Source organism: Nonomuraea sp. NPDC048826 (genome assembly GCF_043198225.1).
Classification (GTDB): Bacteria; Actinomycetota; Actinomycetes; order Streptosporangiales; family Streptosporangiaceae; genus Nonomuraea.
In genome coordinates, this window is the sequence record NZ_JBICUQ010000008.1 from 72029 (window position 1) to 90970 (window position 18942).

The following is an 18942-nucleotide window of genomic DNA, read 5'->3' on the forward strand; positions in this document are numbered from 1 at the left end:
GCGTGGTCAGAAGGCGTACCGGACCCGGCAGAAGGGCAGGCGCTCGCCGATCAGGTCGGTGAGCGCGGCCACGTACCGGCCCTTGTGCCCGGTGCGGTAGCGGACGTTCCAGCCGCCGGTCTGCGAGCGCTTGGGCTGCTGCAGGTCCGGCCGCCACAACAGCTCCTCGGCCTTGGGATGCCAGCCCAGGTTGACCTCGTGCAGCCGGTCGTTGTGGGTAAGGAAGATCACCTCGGCGGCGAGCCGCTCCCGGGCCGCCGCGCCGATCCCGTCGCCGAGCTGGTCCAGCAGCTCGGCCCAGTCCTCCAGCCAGCCGTCCCTGACCACCACCGGGCTGAAGTTGACGTGCACCTCGTAGCCGGCCGCCACGAAGTCGTCGATGGCGGCGATGCGCTCGGCCACCGGGGTGGTGCGGATGTCGAGCAGCTTGGAGTCTGCCTCCGGCATCAGGCTGAACCTGATCCGGGTGCGCCCCCGCGGATCCCAGTCGAGCAGGTCGCGGTTGACGTACTTGGTGGCGAAGCTCGCCTTGGCGTTCGGCAGGCCGCGGAACAACTCCACCAGGTCGCGCACGTTGCGGGAGATCGTCGCGTCCACCGAGCAGTCGGAGTTCTCGCCGATGTCGTACACCCAGGCGTGCGGATCCACCTGGTCGGGCTCCGGCTTGACGCCCTGGCGGGCGGCGTGCCTGGCCAGATAGCCGACGATCTTGTCGATGTTGGCGAACACCGTGATCGGGTTGCTGTAGCCCTTGCGGCGCGGCACGTAGCAGTACGCGCACGCCATCGCGCAGCCGTTGGCCGTCGACGGCGCGATGAAGTCGCTGGAGCGGCCGTTGGGCCGGGCGGTCAGCGACTTCTTGGTGCCCAGCACCAGCGCCTCGGTCTTGATCCGCACCCAGCGCGCCACGTTGGTCTCGTCGCCGTACAGCTCGGGGATGCGATCGTGCCGCTCCACCTCGACCAGCTCGGCTTCCGGGAAGCTGCCGAGCACCTCCCGGCCGCGCGGCAGCTCGGCGGCGGCGGGTTCGACATAGATGCGGCGGATGTCGAGCAGGTTGTCGCGCATTTCCAGTGCAACATCCTGACGGAGCGTTATCTTCCCTGGTCAACGGGGCACGCGTAGGCGGTTCGGGAGGCGAGCGTCCAGGTGCGGACGGGGGCGCCGCAGCGGCGGCAGGTCTCCCGCTTGTACACCCACCGCTCGTCCGGCGCCCGCGGGTCGCTGACCACCTGCCCGGCGTCCCGGCCGAGCGCGAGATAGCGGGCCGCGTCGTCCCACAGCCGCCCGGCCGTCTCCTCGCCCACGCCCCGCGCGTCCGGGTCGAGGCCGGCCAGGAACAGCAGCTCCGCCCGCCACGCGTTGCCGATCCCGGCCCACACGCCCTGGTCCAGCACCGCCGCCCCGACCGGGCCGGCGAACGCGGTCATCCGGCGCACCGCCTCCCGCCGGTCGGCGCCGGGCCGGAGCGGGTCCGGGCCGAGCGACCCGGCCAGCGCGGCCACCTCGCCGTCCGTCAGGGGCTCGCACCGGGACGGGGCGATCAGCTCGAACGCCACCGCGTCCGTGGCCAGCCGCAGCCGCGTCCCGCTCCGCGGCGGCGCCTCAGGATCGTCCCTGCGCAGGAACAGCCCCCGCATGCCCAGGTGCACGTGCACGGCCGGAGCGCCGTCGAACACGTACAGCAGGTGCTTGCCGAGCGCCTCCACCCGCGCCACCGCCCGCCCGTCGTACGGCGCCGCGTCGAACCTGCCCTGCGGCGAGGCGGCCCGCACCGTGCGGCCCGCCAGCGCCTCGTGCTGCTCGTCCGCGTAGCGGTGCACCAGGTGTCCCTCCGGCATACCTCCGGGTCTACCCGGCGCGGCGGTCAGAACGCCTCGCGCAGCTCCCGCTTGAGCACCTTGCCGCTGGCGTTCTTGGGCAGCGCGGCGACGAACCGGACCTGCTTGGGCGTCTTGAACGGGGCCAGCCGCCCGCGCAGGAACGCGATCAGCTCCTCGGCGGTGAGGCTCGCGCCCTCGCGCAGCACGACCGCGGCCGTCACGGCCTCGATCCACCGCTCGTCCGGCACCCCGAACACGGCGGCCTCGGCCACCGACGGGTGCTGGTAGATCGCCTCCTCGACCTCGCGGCCGGCCACGTTCTCGCCACCCGACTTGATCATGTCCTTCTTCCTGTCGACCACCGACAGGTAGCCGTCGACGTCCATCACGCCGAGGTCGCCGCTGTGGAACCAGCCGCCCCGGAACGCCTCCGCGGTCTTCTCCGGGTCGTTCCAGTAGCCGAGCATGGCGTGCGGGCTGCGGTGCACGATCTCGCCCACCTCGCCGGGCGGCAGCGGCCGGTCGTCGTCGCCGACGATCCGCGTCTCCACGTTCAGCGCGGGCCTCCCGGCCGAGCCCAGCCGGGTCAGCTGCTCCTCCGGCCGCAGGATCGTGGCCACCGGCGCCATCTCCGTCTGCCCGTAGAAGTTGAACAGCCGCACCTCCGGCAGCCGCCCCGCGATCTCCTTCAGCACCTCGACCGGCATGATCGAGGCGCCGTAGTAGCCCTTGCGCAGCGACGACAGGTCACGGCGGTCGAAGTCGGGATGACGCAGCAGGCCGATCCAGACCGTCGGCGGGCAGAACAGCTTGGTGGCCCGCTCCGCCTCGATCGCCGCCAGGATCCCCGCCGGGTCGGCGCCGGCCAGCACGATGTTGGTCGCCCCCAGGTAGATCCCGGGCGTGAGGAAGCAGTGCAGCTGCGCGCAGTGGTACAGCGGCAGCGCGTGCACCTCCACGTCGTCGCCGCTCATCTCACCGTCCACCAGGCACGTGACGTACTGGGAGATCAGGCTCCGGCTCGACAGCGTCGCCCCCTTGGGCCGGGACTCGGTGCCGCTGGTGTACATGAGCTGGATCGGGTCGTCGTCGCCGATCTCCACCTGCGGCTCGGCGTCGTCGCCGTGCGCCATCCAGTCGGCGACCGGCTCCCAGCCGTCCTGGCCCGCGCCGATGACGCCGCGCACCGTCACCCGCTCGCCCGCCGCGCTCCGCGCCACCGGCAGCAGCGCCTCCTCCACCAGCATCCCGGTCGCGCCCGCGTGCTCCAGGATGTACGCGACCTCCTGCGGGCCCAGCATGAAGTTGATCGGCACCGAGATCGCGCCCAGCCGGGCCAGCGCGAAGTAGGCGACCACGAAGGCGTGGTTGTTGTGCGAGAGGATCGCGAACCTGTCGCCCTTGCGCACGCCCCGCGCGGCCAGCGCGTTGGCGGTCCGGTTCACCGTGCGGTCCAGGTCGGCGTAGCTCTGCCGCAGTTCCCCGTACACGATGGCGGTCTTGGCGGGATGGCGGGCCGCGGAGCGGCGCAGCAGGTCTCCGATGGCATGCTGGCGAGTCGTCATACCGGACATCCCTCACTTGGCCGAATATCGTTCGGGAATACTAACCCTCGCCCGCCCGTGGTTCACGCAGGTCCTTCACCAGGATCCGGCACACGTCGGGCACCTGCTCGACCCGCCCGCCGGGCAGGTAGATCCGGCGCGTGGTCGGTACGGGAGGATGCGGCCATTCCTCGTACCCGAGCCGCCGGTAGAGCGGCCACACCCGGTCGTTCCGCGGGTCCACGCCCAGGGCGACCCGGTCGTGGCCGAGACCGCGTAACCGCTCCTCGGCGGCGTCCATCAGCCGGGTGCCGATCCGCCGGTTGCGGTACGCGGGAGCCACCTCCAGATGGGTCAGCAGCGGCACCCCGGGCAGCCGCTCCCGCAGCTCCGGCTCCTCGGCCTGGTCGAGCCAGAGGTACACGTCCCCGATCGGGTCGAACCCGTGCCAGGCCACCAGCAGCACCCCGTGCCGTTCGCGCTGGCGGTCCAGCTGCGCCCGGAAGTACGGCTCCTGCCCCAGGGCGTTCACCAGGGCAGCGAGATCCCCGTCCACGGCCGCTCGAATCCGGACATGAAGCATGGTATTGAGTTTCATACCGCTAGATGCCCGAATCTTGCACGGTGCCGAGCCAACCGATGATGATTTGTCAGCGCCTTCAACGGCTGACCGGGCCTCGCGAGGAGGGGAAGCGCCTCCTCGACGGTGGAGACGTGGGGGAGTCTTCCCACGAAGTCGCACCACAACTTGCGATCATTACGCCAGGCGTCCAGGTAGGCCAGGCATAGCTCGGGCGGGATGAGGGCTAGCCGGCCCCGCGCGGCCTTCATCGCCTCCTTGATGCGATGTCGTTCTGCGGTTTCTACCTGCGCTTCGGGCAGGTGTTCCAGGACGTGCTCGAGGAATGTGCGGCGTCGCCCCAAGAACATTCGCCAGTGCCGGAGGTCGGCGTCGCGCACGGACCTGCCCTCGTCCAAGAGCCAGAAAACGCCTTCAGCCAGTGTGTCCCCCAGTTCCTCTGACCTCGCTCGCTCGGGCGTGCGGAAGGGGTCGTAGCGTGCCTGCTTGACCTCGCCGGTGATGGCGAGCCGGCGGAGGCCGTCCTCCTCAAGCAGGTAGAACCAGTCCTCGTTGTAGATGTCCGGGAAGAATGCCGGGCCGCGCGAGGTTCGCACCGCAAGAGCGCCGCCGCCCACGAACGACTCCTGCGCTCCGCCGACCAGCCGATAGGCGTGGCACACCACGGAGTTGTCGGGGAACCCGCCGATCGACAGCCCCGCGGCGTCGTAGCGGTCGAGCAGTCCCGCCGCGCCACGTAGATCGTCGGGTGAGCTTACTTCGATGTCGTCGTCGAGGAAGACGATGCGTGGCCACTTGACCATGACGGCCAGCGCGAGAGCCAGGTTGCGCTTGGCGGCGGTGTCGGTGCTGCGGCGCAGCCTCGGCGGCAGGACTCTCGATGTCTCGAAAGCGGGTAAACCTACTGCCTGCTCTCCAGGGAAATCGATGGCGATGATCTCGGAGCCCGCGTCGGCCCACATCATCACCCGTTCCGCACTCGTCCACCTGCCGCTGCACAAGGCGATCAGAGGGCACCCCAGTTCGCGGGCTATCGCGGCGGCGTGCTCCAGGTAGCGGCTGGGGCGCGCGGTAGGCACCACGATCGCATCGACGTTGCCCCCACCCGGAGGGGTGTGCGGCGTTGGCAGTAGTTGCAGATGTGAGGAGTGGTGAAATTGTTGGGCCGAACTGGCGGAGCGCGGAGGCGACAATGCGAGGACTCCGGAGTTGATAGGGGGACCACGTGATTTCGGTCACGAGTCATGGGCGCCGTTCGGTCAGGCCATCCGACGAGTCTCGGACCTTCTGTTCTCTCTTTGGTGATTTCGACCCGCACCTGAACCAAGCAAAGTGTAACTGAAGCCCTTTGGGCGACTCGATGGCCGGTTTCGTCGATCACGCGCTCGGAGGCCATTCGTGCAATCTGTTGACGGGTGTGTTCCAGTCGGGGGCCAGCACACGGTTGTCGATGACGATCACCCGAGTGAGCAGGCTGAACGCTGCCTGACCGGGGAAACGACGTTGGAGGTACGCCGTGTTGGCCTCTCTCACGCTCCGATCCGTGAGTGCCTTGACCACGCCCAGGGTTCCTCTCGCGTACATGCCGTTGCACATGGTGACCGTGGAGTCGCCTCGATACGGGTTCGGGCCGCGATAGAAGTGACCCACATCCTCCTGGAGAATGCCTTCGGCGTTGAGCACGGGATGGAATTTCAGTTGATACTCGCCCTCGCGCACTTCGAAATACGTGCCTTCTGGGGCGTGCTCCCAGTCGCTCACCTGGTTCACCGGAAGGTCCGGATCCTCTAGGAGGCGGCGGGTTCTGGGATTCCAGTCCACGCCGCCGAGGAGCACGAGATGCCCGTTGAGGTGCTCCGCTTTGAGAGTCGCCGTGGTGTGCCGGTGAATCTCGGCATGGGGATTGAGCACGCTGACATGACGGTAAAGCTCGAACAGCGCGTCAAGATCGGCGAAGTTGTACGCTTCGACGTAGTCGGGGTCTTCGGGTTTTGTGTACGGCATGCTGTCTAGTTTGTCGTCCGGCAACTGCCCGCAGACGATGGTGATGGGTTTGCCGTCGTTGAACACCCACAGATCCTTCTCTGACAGTTCTTCCGAGGTCCGGCCCAACGCTTCGGCGCGCAATCTCAGCAATTCTGAGCGCAGTTCTTCGCGGTGTCGCAATTCTTCGGGCGTCAACTCTGAGTCGTTCAGGATGCGCAGCGCTTCCCCGCCGCGGGATCGGGATGTGCTGAACAGGGCGGCATATGACTCTAGCCGCGAGACAGGCGGCACTTTGGGGGCGGCGTCACTCTCCCATGAAGAAATGAGGGGGACGCTCACCTCGAGCGCGCGGGCCAGTTGTGGCTGTGTGATCTTCTGGTCGGGCCACTGCTGCTGGCGCAACTGCCGAAGCCGACGTGCCAGGGCCTGGCCGGAATCTGCCATGAGGACACCTCCATCCGAGGTTCAACACCTTCAGTAAACCTCTTCCTGCAGTGATGGCGATGACATAAGCACAGGCTGTGCCCGCCACATGCAGTGGAAGGATCACTGTAGTCCAGATAGACCTACCGCGAGGAGGATTGACGCTCGGAAAGTAGGGAATATTCAGTCAAGTGCTGAAGATTAACTGAAGTTCAGTGATGGGGTCCTGATGAGAGATCCGCCGCTACTCCAGGCCAGGCGAGCGCACCCTCGTGAACAGGCAGGCACTTCCAGGTCCGACCCACCAGGAGCGCCGGCATCCACTGAGCCCTTCACGCCGACCCACGGGACCTCATATGTCCGTCACCGTAGCCCTCATCGCCAGCCCCGACGGCGTCGCGATGGCGCGTGGCCTCCTCTACCTCGTGGCCATCGTCGCGGTCTGGATCGCCATCGCCGCGATCCGTCAATTCGGCAAAGCCGTCACCGCGCTGCTCCGCGCGACCCTCGTGGTCGTCGCCCTCGCCGCCGTCGGCGCGGTCGTCGTCGTGGTCATCGCGCAACTGGCGCTCATACTGCGGCTCGGCTGACGGCCCGCCCGTCGGGATGGGCGCGACGAGGTGCCCGTCTCGCCACGCCAGGCAGGGCAGCCGCCCGCACGACTCCAGGCGGTCATCCGGGTCGTAGGTGCTCATCGTCACGAGGACCGGGCCCATAACAGTCGCCAGGTCGCGCCGCCGCGTCGAGAGCTCGTCCGCCGTCCCGCCGATCCGGCCTTTGCGGGCGTCATCCAGCAGCGCGCGCTCGCGCTCAAACAGGTCCAGCCGCAGGATATCGACGCGGGCGCGGTGTATACAGAGACTCCAGCACGCCGAACTGCCCGGCCACCAGGGGTCGGTGCCCACCATGCGGGAGGTGGGTGCCGCCACCATGGTCCGCGCAGACCCCGCCACACCCGGAACTCTGTGATGCTTCGTCATCCAGAACCGGCGGCAGACGAGTTGCGCACCGTCTCCACGACCAGCGCTCCGCCGACGGCACGGTAGGCGTGGGGCATGTTCCGCAGCTAATCAGGCCATTCGACCAGCCTCAATTCGTCGAGCGTCCAGTCGGGGGTGATGACCTGGCCACGGACCACGCGGACCTTGCTCAGCAGGGCGTAGGCCTCGCCGTCGCCGAAGCGCTCGTGGATCCACTCGGTGTTGCGGTCGCGGAACTTGGTGTCGGTGAGCGCCCTCACCACGCCCAGCGTGCCGCGGCCGTACATGCCGTTGCAGATCGTCAGGGTGCGCCGGGAGTTGTAGGGGTTCGGCCCGCGGTAGAACAGCGCCACGTCCTCGCGGAGCATGCCGTCGGTCAGCGTGGGGGAGAAGTGCCGGTCGCCGTGGGAGAAGTAGGGGCCGTTCTCGCTCTCCCAGTCGTTGATCTGCCGCACCGGTAGATCGAGCACCTGGAAGACGTCGGTGGTCAGGTCGTTCCAGTCGACGCCGCCGAGGAGCACGAGATGGGAGGTCAGGTCGTCCGGCTCCAGCTCCTTGGCGGTGTGGCGGCGGATCTCGCTCGCGGGGTTGAAGGCCCGGATGTGCCCGTGCAGCTCGAACAGCGAGTCGAGGTCGGCGTAGGTGTAGAGCTCGATGTGGTGCGGGTCGTCGGGGTCGACGTACGGCATGCGCGCCAGCCACGAGTCGGGCAGTCGCGTGCAGACGATGACGACCTGCCTGCCGTCGTCGAACTGCCACGGGTTGGCGACCGCGGGGGCGCTCGACGGCGACGGCCCGTGGTTGAGAGCGGCGGCGCGCAGGTCGAGCAGTTCCTGCAGCAGCTTGTCGCGCAGCTGTGACTCCTCCATGGTCAGCTCGGCCTCGGCTAGGGGGACCAGGTCGTCGGCCCTGAGCGAGCGGTGGCTGCAGAAGAGCAGCGCGTAGGCCTCCAGGCGGGAGACCGGCGGCACCTTGGGGTTGGCCTCGTTCTCCCACGACGAGATGAGGGGGACGCTGACATTGAGCGCCTGGGCCAGCTGCGGCTGCTTGATTCTCTTGTCGGGCCACTGCTGGACGCGCAGTTGCCGGAGCCGGTGCGCTAGGGCCTGGCCGGAATCCGCCATGAGGACCCCCCATCCGAGGTGCAACACCTCAATGCGTCAAAGCGAGGGAAGCGCTGAAATTCAACCGAAGTTCAGCGTACAGACCAAGGCCCTTCGATGCCGACCCACAAGGACCCACCATGTTCGTCACCTCGGCCCCGCCCCCGTTCGTGGCCACCATCGCCAGCCCCGAGGGCGTCGCGATGGCACGTGGCCTCCTCTACCTCCTGGCCGTCCTCGCCGGCTGGGCCGTGATCTCGGCCGCTCGGCAGAGTCGTCACCGCGCTGTTTCGCGCGTCCCTCATGGTCGTCGCGCTCGCCGTCGTGCTCATCGCGCAGGTGGCGCTCATCCTGGAGCTCGGCTGACGGCCGGCCGGTGAGCTGGGCGCTCACGCCAGGCGGGCCAGCCGCCGGTAGGAGTCCAGCCGGTCGTCCTGGTCGTAGGTGTTCATCGTCACCAGGATCTCGTCGGCGCCCGTCACCGTCACCAGGTCGTGCAGCCGTTCCGCGACCTCGTCCTCCGTCCCGCCGATCCGGCCCTTGCGCGCGTCCTCCAGCAGCGCGCGCTCGCGCTCCGGCAGGTCCATCCGCAGGATGTCCCCGGGCGGGCGCAGCGGCGGGAAGACGCCGCGGACCCGCGAGTGCGCGGTGGCCCACGCCTCGGACAGGTGCAGCAGCTCCGCCCGTTCGGCGGTCTCGCCGACGGCGACGTTCGCCGCCACCATCACGTACGGGGCCGCGCTCCAGGCGGACGGCCGGAACGCGGCGCGGTAGCGGGCGGCGGCCTCCGCCGGTGAGGAGCCGCCGATCACCAGGGGCAGGCCGTGCGCGGCGGCGACGTCCGCGCCCGACTTCATGGCGAGCACGAACACCTGCGGGCGCAGGCCCTCGGCGGGCAGCGCGTGCACGCCCGGGTAGGCGTCCTGCTCGCCCGTGAAGAATCCGAGCAGCTCCGCCAGCTGCGACGGGAAGTCGTCGGCGGCCTCCTTGCCGTGGCCGAGCGCCTTGCGGATGCCGCCGGTGAACCCCACCGACCGGCCGAGCCCCATGTCGACGCGGCCCGGGTGGAGCGACTCCAGCACGCCGAACTGCTCGGCCACCAGCAGCGGCCGGTGGTTGGGCAGCATCACGCCGCCGGTGCCGACCCGGATGCGGGAGGTGGCCGCGGCGACGGCCGCCGCCAGCACGGTCGGCGCCGACCCCGCCACGCCGGGGACGCTGTGGTGCTCCGACACCCAGAACCGGTGGTAGCCCAGCTCCTCGGCCTGGCGGGCGAAGCGCACGGTGTCGCGCAGCGCCTCCGCCGGGGTCTGCCCCTGCCGGATCAGCGAACGGTCCAGGATCGAGAGCGGTGTCATGTAACGGTGCAACAAGGGCGGACGAGAAATGTTCCGTCAGGCGCGGGACACGGTGAAGGGGGCCAGTTCGCCGAGGCCGCGGACCGACAGCCGGTCCACCGCCCGCAGCCGGAACGCCGGGTCGTGCTCCAGGTCCTCGGCCGTCTGCGGGTCGGCCAGGATCGTGCCCGGCAGGGCCAGCGCGGTCAGGCGGCTGGCCAGGTTGACCGTGGTGCCGAAGACGTCGCCCATCCGCCACACCACCGGCCCGGCCGCCAGGCCCACCCGCAGCTCAGGCATGCCACGGGTCTTGGCGTGCGTCTCGACCAGCCGCAGCCCGATGTCGGCGGCCACGTGCGACTTGTCCGCCACGAACAGCACCGAGTCGCCCAGCGTCTTGACCACCCGGCCGCCGTGCGAGGTGACGACGTCGGCCGAGCGGCCCTCGAACCTGTCGACCAGTGCCGCCAGCTCGGTCTCGGTGATCTGCCTGCTCAGCCGGGTGAACCCGACCAGGTCGGCGAACCCGACCGTGACCCGGGCCGCGTGCAGGTCCTGCACCGCCAGCCGGCCCGCCGCCGCGGCGAGCTGGCGCTGCCAGGAGTAGACCAGCAGCTTGGCCAGGTCGGGCACCACCCGCTCGGCCCGCCGGCGCCACGCCCTGGGCCGTTCGGCCAGCGGCACTCCCGCCTGGTCCAGCGCCTCGGCGCCGAGCTCCGCCTGCGACTCGGCGAGCCTGGCGGTGGCCCGCCCGAGCGAGCGGGCGATGAGCAGCACGTGCTCCTCGTCGTAGACGCCGTCGCTGACCATGCCGAGCAGCGTCTTGAGCGCCTCGACGTCGGAGTCGGTGAACTCCACCGCGTCGTCGGCCACGTTGGCGAAGCCGAGCGCCCGCCAGAACCGCCGGGCGCGGTAGACCGGCACCCCCGCCATCTCGGCCACCTGGTGGCTGGTGTAGCGGCGGGGCTCGCGCAGGAACGCTTCGGCCACCGACTCCTCCCCAGCCACGGGTGCAACATAACACTCTTTACCTGGATTGCACCGCAGGCGCTACCCCTCACTCCTCCAGCAGTGCCCGCAGTGCCGCGCGCTCGGCGGGCGCGACGTAGTCGGCGTAGTAGTCGTACATCGTCTCCCGCGAGAGCCTGGCCGCCAGCGGGCCGTCGCCGGCGCGGACCGCGGCCAGCACCTCCTCGTGGTGCCGGATGCTGCGCCGCATGAGCGCCACCCGGTCGTCCGACGAGGCGATCTTGCCCGCGATGAGGCCGACCACGATCGACCGGACCACGTCGGTGCTGATCTGGATGAGCTTGTTGCGCGAGGCCCGCGCCACCGCGTCGTGGAAGGCCACGTCGGCCGCGCTGAACTCGTCGTAGCTGACCTCGGCCGCCTTGCGCATCCGCTCGATGGCCGTGTCCATCTCGGCGAGCTGCTCGTCGGTGCGCAGCCGCGCCGCCAGCAGGTTGGCCGAGGCGTCCAGCACCATCCTGAACTGCACCAGCTCGCCCAGCGACAGCTCGTCCACCCGGGCCAGCGTGGTCATCGACTTGTGTAATGCGGCGGGGGAGAACGGCTGCACCTCGGCCCCGTTGGGGTCTCCGGGGCGCGACTGGACGAGCCCGCGCGCCTGCAGGACGCGCAGCGCCTCGCGCACCGTGGAGCGGCTCACCGAGAACTGCGCCATGAGCTCACGCTCGCTCGGCAGACGCTGACCGGGCGTGAGCGCCCCCGTCTCGACGGCGTTCTCGATCTGCTCCACGATCCGCTCGTAAGCGCGTACGGTCCGCACCGGCTCGAACCGTGGACCACCCATTGAAGCCCCCTTGACCTGAGCCGTAGCGGACTGGCAATGTGCAGCCTACTGGTCAGACCAGTGCACTAGCCAGGAGGCTGAAGGACATGAGGCGAATCGGGACCTGGATCGCCGCGGGCGGTCTCCTGCTGAGCATCGCCGCCTGCGGCGGCGGGGGCGGCGGCTCCGGGACCGCGGGCGGCGAGCAGCAGGCCCCTCAGGAGCAGAAACTGTCAGTCGGGTTCGTGGCCGAGCCGGCCAACCTCGACTTCACCTCGACAGAGGGCGCCGCCATCCCGCAGGCGTTGCTGGTGAACGTCTACGAGGGCCTGGTCAAGCTCGACCAGGACGGCAAGATCGTCCCGCTGCTGGCCGAGAAGTGGGAGGTCTCCGACGACCGGAAGACCTACACCTTCACCCTGCGGCCGGGCGTCAAGTTCAGCGACGGCGCCGCCTTCACCGCCGACGACGTGGTGTTCTCCTTCGACCGGCTGAAGACCGACTGGAAGCTGAAGATCACCTCGCAGCTCGACGTGGTCGAGAAGGTGGAGAAGAAGGACGACACCACCGCGGTCGTGACGCTCTCCAAGCCCAGCAACAGCTTCCTCTACACGATCGCCACCCGGCTCGGCGCGATGTTCAGCCGCACCGGCGTCTCCGACCTGGCCAACACCCCCGTCGGCACCGGCCCGTACAAGCTGGGCGAGTGGCGCCGCGGCGACCACATCCGCCTCGACGCCAACGCCGGCTACTGGGGCACCAAGCCGCAGATCTCGTCCGTGACGCTCAAGTACTTCAAGGACGCCACGGCGCTCAACAACGCGCTGCTGACCGGCGGCATCGACGTCATCTCCGCGGTCCAGGCGCCCGAGTCGCTGCAGCAGTTCGCCGACCCCAACCGGTTCGAGACCATCGAGGGCACCACGAACGGCGAGGTGGTGCTGTCGCTGAACAACAGCCGGCCGCCGTTCAACGACAAGAAGGTGCGCCAGGCCGTCCGCCACGCCATCGACCACCAGGCGCTGCTCGACACCGCCTGGGCCGGGCGCGGCCAGCTGATCGGCTCGATGGTGCCGCCCACCGACCCGTGGTACGAGGACCGCACCGGCGACTACCCGCACGACGTCGCCAAGGCCAAGGAGCTGCTGGGCGGCAAGACGTACGACGTGAAGATGCGCATCCCCAACCTGCCGTACGCGGTCGCCAGCGCGCAGGTCGTGAAGTCGCAGCTCGCCCAGGTCGGCATCAACGCCGAGATCGAGCCGCTGGAGTTCCCCGCCCGCTGGCTGGACGCGGTGTTCACCAAGGCCGACTACGACCTGTCGATCATCAACCACGTCGAGCCCCGCGACATCAGCATCTTCGCCAACAAGGACTACTACTTCCGCTACGACAACCCCGAGTTCGGCAAGCTGCTCGCCGCCGCCGACGAGGGCACCGAGCAGGAGCAGACCGACAACTACAAGGCGGCGGCCAAGCTGCTGTCCGACGACGCGGCTGCCGACTTCCTGTTCCTGTTCCCCAACCTGATCGTGGCGAAGAAGGGCGTGACCGGTCTGCCGAAGAACGCCATCTCGGAGTCCTTCGACTTCACCGGGCTCGCCAAGCAGTGATCCTGTACCTGCTGAAAAGGGCCGCGGTGTTCCTGGTGAGCACCGCGGCCGCGGGCGTGCTGGTGTTCGCGTTCATGGCCGTGCTGCCCGGCGACCCGGCCGAGGTGGCGCTGGGCGTGAACGCGACCCCCGAGGCGGTGGCCCAGCTGCGCGCGCAGTTCGGCACCGACCGGCCGCCGGTGACCCAGTTCCTCGACTGGTTCGGCGGGCTGGCCACCGGAGACTTCGGCACCTCGTACGTGACCAGCGCGCCGATCGGGCCGCAGATCAGCGACCGGCTCCTCGTCACCGTCGTGCTGGTGGGCGGCGGCATGCTCGTGGCCCTGCTGATCGCGGTCCCGGCCGGCACGTTCGCCGCCGTCCACCACCGCAACCCGCTGGGCGTCGCCATCAGCGCCGTCAGCCAGGTGGGCATCGCGATCCCGGCGTTCCTGGCGGGCATCCTGCTGGTGTTCGTGTTCGCGGTGCAGGCCCAGGCGCTGCCGTCCGGCGGCTACGTGCCGCTGGCCGAGGACCCGGTGGAGTGGTTCCGCAGCCTGCTGCTGCCGTGGCTGTCGCTCGGCCTCGTCCAGGGCGCGGTGCTCACCCGCTACGTCCGCTCGGCCGTGCTGGACGTGATGCGCGAGGACTTCCTGCGCACCGCCCGCGCGAAGGGCCGCGGCCGGATGGGCGCGCTCTGGCGGCACGGGCTGCGCAACGCCTCCGTCCCGGTGGTGACCGTGCTCGGCCTGCAACTGGCCACGCTGCTCATCGGCGCGGTCGTGGTGGAGCGGGTGTTCGTCATCCCCGGCCTCGGCGACCTGCTGCTGAACGGGGTCGCGGGCCGTGACCTGCTGCTCGTGCAGGGCGTCGTCATGGTGCTGGTGGTGGCCGTGCTACTGATCAACTTCCTGGTCGACGTGGCCTACGCGGCGCTCGACCCGCGGCTGCGGGGGGCACGATGAAGGGCCGGCTGAACGCGAGCCTGATCGCCGGCGGCGTCCTGGTCGGCCTGGTCGTGCTGCTGGCGCTGCTGTCGTTCGTGTGGACGCCGCACGACCCGGTGCACGTCGACGCCGCCAACAAGCTGCGCGACCCCGGCGGCGGCTACCTCCTGGGCGCCGACAAGTTCGGCCGCGACACCTTCAGCCAGCTCATGGTGGGCGCGCGCACCACCCTCTACGTGGGCATCGTGGCCGTCGGCATCGCCGCGCTGATCGGCACCCCGCTCGGCATGATCGCCGGGATGACCGGCTGGCGCTGGCTGTCCGAGCTCATCATGCGGGTCAACGACCTGGTGTTCGCGTTCCCCGCGCTGCTGCTGGCCGTCATGCTCGGCGCCGTGTACGGGGCAGGCACGCTCACCGCGATGATCGCCATCGGGGTGGCGACGGTGCCCGCCTTCGCCCGGGTCGCCCGGGCCGCCACCCTGCAGGTCATGGTGACGGACTACATCCTCGCCGCCCGCGCGGCCGGCCGCCGCCGCCTCCCCGTGGCGTTCCGGCACGTGCTGCCGAACATCGGCTCCATGCTGATCGTGCAGGCGTCGGTGTCGTTCGCCATCGCCATCCTGGCCGAGGCCGCGCTGTCGTTCCTCGGCTTCGGCACCCGCCCGCCGACCCCGTCCTGGGGGCGCATGCTGCAGGAGTCGCAGGAACTGCTGTTCTCCACGCCGCGCCTGGCCCTGTGGCCCGGCCTGGCGATCGCGCTGGCCGTGCTCGGCTTCAACCTGCTGGGCGACGGCCTGCGCGACTACCTCGACCCCAAGCTCAGGAGGATCCGTGCTGAGCGTTGAGGGGCTGACCGTGCGCGCGCACACGGTCGAGCTCGTGCACGACGTGTCGTTCCGGATCGGGCCCGGCGAGCGGGTCGGCCTCATCGGCGAGTCCGGCTCCGGCAAGTCGCTGACCGCGCTGTCGCTCATGGGCCTGCTGCCCGAGGGCGTCGCCGCCGCGGGGAAGGCCCGCCTGCGCGACCGCGACCTGGTCGGCGTGCCCGAGTCGCGGGTCAAGGACCTGCGCGGCAACGCCATGTCCATGGTGTTCCAGGAGCCGATGACCGCGCTCAACCCGCTCATGCGGGTCGGCGCGCAGGTCGCCGAGGTCATGACCCTGCACGGCAAGCCGCGCGACCAGGCCCGCGTCCGCGCCGTCGAGCTGCTCGGCCGGGTCCGCCTGCCCGACCCCGAACAGGTCGCGCGCGCGTACCCGCACCAGCTCTCCGGCGGTCAGCGCCAGCGGGTCATGCTCGCCATCGCCCTGGCCAACGAGCCCGAGCTGCTCATCTGCGACGAGCCCACCACCGCGCTCGACGTGACCGTGCAGAAGCAGATGCTCGACCTCATCGCCGAGGTGGCGCCCGCGCTCCTGTTCATCACCCACGACCTGGCCGTGGTCGCCTCCGTCTGCGAGCGCGTCCTGGTCATGTACGGGGGACGCGTCGTGGAGAGCGGCCCGATCCGCGAGGTGTTCAGCCGGCCCCGCCACCGCTACACCGAGGGCCTGCTGGCCGCTTCCAAGCTGACGCCGCGCGGCACCCGCCTGCCCACGATCAAGGGCAGCGTCCCGCCCGCCGGGCAGTTCCCCGACGGGTGCGTCTTCCGCAACCGCTGCCCGCACGCCGACCCCGCGTGCGAGAAGGTCCCTGCGCTGACAGGAGAGGGCCATGCCCACGCATGCTGGCACCCCGCTGATCGAGGTTAGCCACCTCACCCGCGTCTACCACCGGCCCCGCACCTCCCTCCGCAAGCCGGCCGGGATCGTGCGCGCGCTGCGCGACGTGTCGCTGACCGTGCACAAGGGCGAGCGGTTCGGCATCGTCGGCGAGTCCGGCTCCGGCAAGTCCACGCTGCTGCGGCTGCTGTGCGGGCTCGACAAGCCCACCGCCGGTTCCATCCGGTTCGACGGCCGGGAGATCACCGGGCTGCCGGAGCGGCGGCTGCGCTTCCTGCGCCACAGCCTGCAGATCGTCTTCCAGGACCCGATGAGCTCGCTCGACCCGCGCATGCGGGTCCGCGACCTGGTCGCCGAGCCGCTCGTCGCCCTCGGCGAGCCCGTCGGCGGCCGGGTCGCCGAGCTGCTGGACGCGGTCGGGCTGCCGGCCGCCGCCGCCGAGCGCTACCCGCACCAGTTCTCCGGCGGCCAGCGCCAGCGCATCGCCATCGCCCGCGCGCTCGCCCCCCGCCCCAAGGTGCTCGTCGCCGACGAGCCGGTCAGCGCGCTGGACGTGTCCGTACGCGGGCAGATCCTCAACCTGATGGCCGACCTCGTCGACGAGCTCGGCCTCACCCTCGTCTTCGTCTCGCACGACCTGTCCGTCGTCCGCCACGTGTGCGAGACGGTCGCCGTCATGAACGCCGGCGAGGTCGTGGAGACGGGCGCCGTCGACGACATCTGGATCGAGCCGAGCCACCCCTACACGCGGGCGCTGCTGCAGGCCGTACCGACTCTGGAAGGATTGCTGTGATCGAAGTGGACGCGCAGGGCGTCGTCGAGTTCACCCAGGCGCTGGTCCGCATCCCCAGCACCAACGACCCGGCGCGCGGCCGCAACGAGCAGCCCGCCGCCGACCTGGTCGCCGCCAGGATGCGCGAGTGGGGCTGGGAGCCGGTCGTGTACGAGGCCGCGCCCGGCAGGCCCAACGTGGTCGCCGTGGTCGAGGGCGGCGGCGGTGACGGGCCCACCCTGATGTTCGAGGGCCACACCGACGTCGTCACCGAGGGCGACCTGTCGGAGTGGACCGTCGACCCGTTCGGCGGCGAGATCCGCGACGGCAGGCTGTGGGGCCGCGGCAGCGCCGACATGAAGTCCGGCCTGGCCGCGACGCTGTACGCGACCCGCGCGCTGCAGCTCGCTGGACCGTTCCCGGGACGGATCAAGGTGTGCGCGCTGGCCGACGAGGAAGGGCTCATGATCGGCGCCCACCACTTCGTCGACCAGGGACTGGCCGCCGACGTGGACGGCGCCATCGTGGCCGAGCCGGAGGCCGGCGAGATCTGCGCCGTCGCCAAGGGCGCGCTGCGGCTGCGCGTCGACTTCACCGGCAAGATGGCGCACGGCGCGATGCCGCAGCACGGCCGCAACCCCGTCCAGGCCGTCGGCGCGCTGCTCACCGGGCTCCGTGAGCTCCAGGCCGAGCTGCAGGCACGCTTCCCCGCCCACGAGCACCTCGGCGAGGTGTACGTGACCCCGACCGTGGTCCGGGCCGGCACCGAGGAGCAGGTCAACGTCATCCCGGCCACCGCCTCCGTCTTCGTCGACGTGCGGACGATCCCCGGCGTCGAGCACAAGGACGTCGCCGACCGGGTGGCCGCCCTGGCCGCCTGGGACGGGATCACGGCCGAGGTGTCCATCCTGGTCGACCGGCCACCGGTGGACGTGCCGGTCGGCGACCCGGTGGTGGCCGCGCTGGCCGCCGCGCACCGGGACGTCACCGGCGAGGAGCCCGTCTACGGCGGCGTGCCCGGCTCCACGGACGGCACCGTCCTGACCCACTGGGGCGGCATCCCGTCCGTCGTGTACGGGCCGGGCGGCAAGTGGATCGCCCACCAGGCCGACGAGTACGTCGAGGTGGCCGAGATCGTCACCTGCACCCGGGTGTTCGCCGAGGCCGCACGGCGCTTCCTCACCCGGGACCCGGCGTGACCCCCGGGCCCACCAACTCCCTGCTGGACGTGGCCGGCCTGCGCGTCGGCCACCACCACCGGACCGGCGGCGGCTACCGCACCGGCACCACCGTCGTGCTGGCCCCCGAGGGCGGCATGGCCGCCGGGGTGGACGTCCGCGGGGCCGCACCCGGCACGCGCGAGACCGAGCTCCTCGACCCGCGCAACCTGGTGGAACGGGTGCACGCCATCGTGCTGACCGGCGGCAGCGCCTTCGGGCTGAGCGCGGCCTGCGGCGTCATGTCCCGGCTCGCCGACGCCGGGACCGGGTTCCCCGTCGAGGGCGGGGTGGTGCCCATCGTCCCCGCGGCGGTCATCTTCGACCTCGGCCGCGGCGGCTCCTTCCGCGCCACCCCGGACGCCGCCTTCGGCGCGGCCGCCTACGACGCGGCCGTGCGCGCGGGGACGACCGGCGACGGCTCTTCGGCGTCGACCGCGCCCGGCCACGCCAGCGGGTCCGTCGGGGCGGGCGCCGGCGCGATGGCCGGCGGGCTGGCCGGCGGGGTGGGCACCGCGAGCGTGGTGCTGCCCTCCGGGGCCACCGTCGCCGCCCTGGCCGTGGTGAACGCCGCGGGCTCCGTGCTGGACCCCGTCGGCGGCCGGCTGGCCGGGGCGAGATACGGGCTGCCCGGAGAGTTCGACCACCTGCGCGAGCCGAGCGAGGAGGAGACCGCGGCCTGGCGGCCCGGCGAGGTGACCTCGCTCAACACCACGATCGGCGTCGTCGCCACCGACCTCACCCTCACCAAGGCCCAGTGCGGCAAGCTGGCCGCCGTCGCGCACGACGGCCTGGCCCGCGCCATCCGCCCGGCGCACACCATGGTCGACGGCGACACCGTCTTCGGGGTCGCCACCTGCGTGCTGCCCGAGCCGCGCGGCGAACGGCGGGAGTACGGGCAGCGGACCGACGGACCGGCCGGGACCGAGCCCGGCGAGTCGCCGAACCCGCACGACCTGCACGACCTGCTCGCCGCCGGGGCCGACGTGTTCAGCCGGGCCGTGGCGCACGCCGTGCTGGGCGCCACCGGCAGGGAGGGCGCGCCGGCCTATCTCGACGTGTTCCCGAGCGCGACGCGTACGCCGTAGAAGCGCGAAGAATCAGCAAGGGGGATCGAAAAG

At 70.7% G+C, this 18942-nt stretch carries 18 protein-coding genes; 8 read left to right on the forward strand and 10 right to left on the reverse strand.

Translation table 11 applies throughout. The features are described from left to right. Window positions 1-6 precede the first annotated feature (6 nt). From ACGFI7_RS27945 to ACGFI7_RS27970, 6 genes are all read right to left on the reverse strand, one after another. On the reverse strand, window positions 7-1068 hold the full coding sequence (locus ACGFI7_RS27945) for a spore photoproduct lyase family protein (RefSeq protein ID WP_393409668.1): 1062 nt from the start codon (window positions 1066-1068) through the stop codon (window positions 7-9). A 26-nt stretch (window positions 1069-1094) separates the two neighbouring features. Next, complete coding sequence (locus ACGFI7_RS27950) at window positions 1095-1841, reverse strand: DNA-formamidopyrimidine glycosylase family protein (protein ID WP_393409670.1); 747 nt, start codon at window positions 1839-1841, stop codon at window positions 1095-1097. 26 nt (window positions 1842-1867) lie between these two features. Next, a complete protein-coding gene (locus tag ACGFI7_RS27955; protein ID WP_393409671.1) occupies window positions 1868-3388 on the reverse strand; it encodes an acyl-CoA synthetase in 1521 nt (506 codons plus the stop codon). A 40-nt stretch (window positions 3389-3428) separates the two neighbouring features. Beyond that, window positions 3429-3923 (reverse strand): GNAT family N-acetyltransferase, encoded by a 495-nt coding sequence (locus ACGFI7_RS27960; protein ID WP_393409673.1) that lies wholly within the window; start codon window positions 3921-3923, stop codon window positions 3429-3431. Between the two features lie 38 nt (window positions 3924-3961). Next, entirely contained in the window at window positions 3962-4912 is a 951-nt protein-coding gene (locus ACGFI7_RS27965; protein WP_393409674.1) for a hypothetical protein, read from the reverse strand. Window positions 4913-5324: 412 nt separating this feature from the next. Continuing rightward, a complete protein-coding gene (locus ACGFI7_RS27970) occupies window positions 5325-6377 on the reverse strand; it encodes a helix-turn-helix domain-containing protein (protein WP_393409676.1) in 1053 nt (350 codons plus the stop codon). A 335-nt stretch (window positions 6378-6712) separates the two neighbouring features. Between ACGFI7_RS27970 and ACGFI7_RS27975 the strand changes: the two genes are divergently transcribed. After that, the gene (locus ACGFI7_RS27975) at window positions 6713-6946 is read left to right on the forward strand and encodes a hypothetical protein (protein WP_393409677.1); all 234 of its coding nucleotides are present in this window, start codon (window positions 6713-6715) and stop codon (window positions 6944-6946) included. 476 nt (window positions 6947-7422) lie between these two features. Here ACGFI7_RS27975 and ACGFI7_RS27980 read toward each other — a convergent pair whose 3' ends face one another. From ACGFI7_RS27980 to ACGFI7_RS27995, 4 genes are all read right to left on the reverse strand, one after another. After that, a complete protein-coding gene (locus ACGFI7_RS27980; RefSeq protein ID WP_393409679.1) occupies window positions 7423-8460 on the reverse strand; it encodes a helix-turn-helix domain-containing protein in 1038 nt (345 codons plus the stop codon). Between the two features lie 368 nt (window positions 8461-8828). Continuing rightward, complete coding sequence (locus ACGFI7_RS27985; RefSeq protein ID WP_393409680.1) at window positions 8829-9797, reverse strand: LLM class flavin-dependent oxidoreductase; 969 nt, start codon at window positions 9795-9797, stop codon at window positions 8829-8831. Between the two features lie 36 nt (window positions 9798-9833). Further along, window positions 9834-10784, reverse strand: coding sequence for an adenylate/guanylate cyclase domain-containing protein (locus ACGFI7_RS27990; RefSeq protein ID WP_393409681.1), 951 nt, complete (start codon window positions 10782-10784; stop codon window positions 9834-9836). A gap of 49 nt (window positions 10785-10833) precedes the next feature. After that, entirely contained in the window at window positions 10834-11589 is a 756-nt protein-coding gene (locus ACGFI7_RS27995; protein ID WP_393409683.1) for a FadR/GntR family transcriptional regulator, read from the reverse strand. Window positions 11590-11675: 86 nt separating this feature from the next. Here ACGFI7_RS27995 and ACGFI7_RS28000 point away from each other — a divergent pair, with 86 nt between their 5' ends. The 7 genes from ACGFI7_RS28000 to ACGFI7_RS28030 are packed head-to-tail and all read left to right on the forward strand — an operon-like array spanning window position 11676 to window position 18909. Continuing rightward, entirely contained in the window at window positions 11676-13181 is a 1506-nt protein-coding gene (locus tag ACGFI7_RS28000) for an ABC transporter substrate-binding protein (protein ID WP_393409685.1), read from the forward strand. Further along, window positions 13178-14125, forward strand: a complete 948-nt coding sequence (locus ACGFI7_RS28005) for an ABC transporter permease (protein WP_393409687.1) — start codon at window positions 13178-13180, stop codon at window positions 14123-14125. Before ACGFI7_RS28000 ends, ACGFI7_RS28005 begins: the two co-directional genes overlap by 4 nt. Beyond that, window positions 14122-14955, forward strand: coding sequence for an ABC transporter permease (locus ACGFI7_RS28010; protein WP_393409689.1), 834 nt, complete (start codon window positions 14122-14124; stop codon window positions 14953-14955). The genes ACGFI7_RS28005 and ACGFI7_RS28010 overlap by 4 nt, the downstream gene beginning before the upstream one ends. Next, entirely contained in the window at window positions 14942-15862 is a 921-nt protein-coding gene (locus ACGFI7_RS28015) for an ABC transporter ATP-binding protein (RefSeq protein WP_393409691.1), read from the forward strand. The genes ACGFI7_RS28010 and ACGFI7_RS28015 overlap by 14 nt, the downstream gene beginning before the upstream one ends. Beyond that, entirely contained in the window at window positions 15825-16625 is an 801-nt protein-coding gene (locus ACGFI7_RS28020) for an ATP-binding cassette domain-containing protein (RefSeq protein WP_393409693.1), read from the forward strand. Before ACGFI7_RS28015 ends, ACGFI7_RS28020 begins: the two co-directional genes overlap by 38 nt. Then, window positions 16622-17803 carry a M20 family metallopeptidase gene (locus tag ACGFI7_RS28025; protein ID WP_393409695.1) on the forward strand — a complete coding sequence of 394 codons (1182 nt, stop codon included), beginning with the start codon at window positions 16622-16624 and terminating at the stop codon, window positions 17801-17803. The genes ACGFI7_RS28020 and ACGFI7_RS28025 overlap by 4 nt, the downstream gene beginning before the upstream one ends. Then, window positions 17800-18909 carry a P1 family peptidase gene (locus tag ACGFI7_RS28030; protein WP_393409696.1) on the forward strand — a complete coding sequence of 370 codons (1110 nt, stop codon included), beginning with the start codon at window positions 17800-17802 and terminating at the stop codon, window positions 18907-18909. The genes ACGFI7_RS28025 and ACGFI7_RS28030 overlap by 4 nt, the downstream gene beginning before the upstream one ends. The last annotated feature ends 33 nt before the right edge of the window (window positions 18910-18942 follow it).

Excerpts from the sequence above, each read along its gene's own strand:
- ACGFI7_RS27950 (WP_393409670.1), bottom strand. The coding sequence starts at position 1,841 with ATGCCGGAGGGACACCTGGTGCACCGCTACGCGGACGAGCAGCACGAG.
- ACGFI7_RS28020 (WP_393409693.1), top strand. The coding sequence starts at position 15,825 with ATGCCCACGCATGCTGGCACCCCGCTGATCGAGGTTAGCCACCTCACC.
- ACGFI7_RS27970 (WP_393409676.1), bottom strand. The coding sequence starts at position 6,377 with ATGGCAGATTCCGGCCAGGCCCTGGCACGTCGGCTTCGGCAGTTGCGC.
- ACGFI7_RS27975 (WP_393409677.1), top strand. The coding sequence starts at position 6,713 with ATGTCCGTCACCGTAGCCCTCATCGCCAGCCCCGACGGCGTCGCGATG.
- ACGFI7_RS27985 (WP_393409680.1), bottom strand. The coding sequence starts at position 9,797 with ATGACACCGCTCTCGATCCTGGACCGTTCGCTGATCCGGCAGGGGCAG.
- ACGFI7_RS27955 (WP_393409671.1), bottom strand. The coding sequence starts at position 3,388 with ATGACGACTCGCCAGCATGCCATCGGAGACCTGCTGCGCCGCTCCGCG.
- ACGFI7_RS27965 (WP_393409674.1), bottom strand. The coding sequence starts at position 4,912 with ATGATGTGGGCCGACGCGGGCTCCGAGATCATCGCCATCGATTTCCCT.
- ACGFI7_RS27945 (WP_393409668.1), bottom strand. The coding sequence starts at position 1,068 with ATGCGCGACAACCTGCTCGACATCCGCCGCATCTATGTCGAACCCGCC.
- ACGFI7_RS27980 (WP_393409679.1), bottom strand. The coding sequence starts at position 8,460 with ATGGCGGATTCCGGCCAGGCCCTAGCGCACCGGCTCCGGCAACTGCGC.
- ACGFI7_RS28010 (WP_393409689.1), top strand. The coding sequence starts at position 14,122 with ATGAAGGGCCGGCTGAACGCGAGCCTGATCGCCGGCGGCGTCCTGGTC.
- ACGFI7_RS27995 (WP_393409683.1), bottom strand. The coding sequence starts at position 11,589 with ATGGGTGGTCCACGGTTCGAGCCGGTGCGGACCGTACGCGCTTACGAG.
- ACGFI7_RS28000 (WP_393409685.1), top strand. The coding sequence starts at position 11,676 with ATGAGGCGAATCGGGACCTGGATCGCCGCGGGCGGTCTCCTGCTGAGC.